Source organism: Mucilaginibacter sp. P4_C11, from assembly GCF_056402115.1.
Genome location: NZ_JBFUIA010000085.1, coordinates 1 through 1333, shown reverse-complemented (window position 1 = coordinate 1333; position 1333 = coordinate 1). Strand labels below are relative to the sequence as shown.

Sequence of the window (1333 nt, the reverse complement as noted above, 5' to 3'; positions counted from 1 at the left end):
CATTTACACCGATAAGTGCAGCCTACGGCCTGGGTTGATCAACTTTTACCTGTACTTTTTTTGATTTTTGGTTCCTGGTGCTTGATTCAATTTTTTTTATAAAGTGACTAAGGTCAGATATGCCCTGTTCCTAAAAAAAGATATAACCCCAAAACAGCCGTAAAATAACATCGTGTTTTAACTGTTTGGTATGCCTTATTTAGGAATAGTTAATATTCAGTCGAAAATACTTAAAATGTTTTGAATCAGGCAGTAATTTTAAAATTTAAAAATGTACGATAAAATAACGAATAACCGAAATAGTTTTCGGGCCAATTGATGCCATGGCTCCGGCGGGATTGCTGAATGCTACAAAATACTGTTTTTAGTAACTGATGCTATGTTGTTGCAAAGTCCCGGCCCGCTTTGAGCAGTAAACTAAATCCTATTAAAAAAATGCAATGCTTAAAAAGCCGGTTATCCTCATATTAATATTTAATGATTAAATAGCCGGTTTTACGTTTCAACTGGCCTTTATTGCGGTATTCCAGCAAGTAATAATAAGTACCCGCATGCTGCATAGCGCCYGTTTTATTTGATCGCCCGTTAAATACCTTACTTGTATTATCATAGCCMGTTGCTTCAAATACGGGTGCGCCGCTGCGGTCAACAATGGTTAATTTATTATCAGGATAAGCTGTAATGCCATCAATGGTAAACACATCGGCAATGCCATCGCCATTTGGCGAAACACCCTGGTGAACKGTTATGCCRTCATTTTGCGTGTTGTCTGCAAGGCTCCCTACAACAGCAGGCAGGCTTAGGCTATGTTTATTTACAACTCCAACCAGGGCGGCCGGCCTGGTTATGGTKATGTTGTAGGTTTTAGTGGTTACGCCATCATGGGCGGTAACCACGGTTGTTACCAGGTTATCGCCCACGTTCAGCGTTATTGTAGCCGGCGAAGCGTTAGTGCCATTTATGGTGAAAGTGGCATTGGGGTCGGTTGTTATGGCGGTTAGGGTAACTGTGCCAACCGTATCAGCTACTACTGTTGTATACTCCACATTAGTTGGTGTTGCGCTTACCAAAGCCAGTGCTGAATGAGGATTTAGTACCAATGCGTYTAACCGGGCATTATTTGAACCCACTTTGTTTACTGTAACATAGTAGGTTTTGGTGGTTACGCCATCCGGCGCTGTTACCACGGTAGTTACAATCGTAGGCCCGCTGTTAAGCGTTATCGCACCAGAAGTGGAACCGCTGTTTACCGCAACGCCATTTACCGTTATGGTTGCACCCGGTTGCTGCGCCGTGGGCGTAAACATTACACTGCTCACAGTTGGATTAACAG

At 42.8% G+C, this 1333-nt stretch carries 1 protein-coding gene; it reads right to left on the bottom strand.

The window, feature by feature from the left end; genetic code table 11:
• Positions 1–467: 467 nt before the first annotated feature.
• Positions 468–1333: cadherin-like beta sandwich domain-containing protein (locus tag AC1DU2_RS30830; protein WP_477389473.1), on the bottom strand; the 866-nt coding region annotated here is incomplete at its 5' end.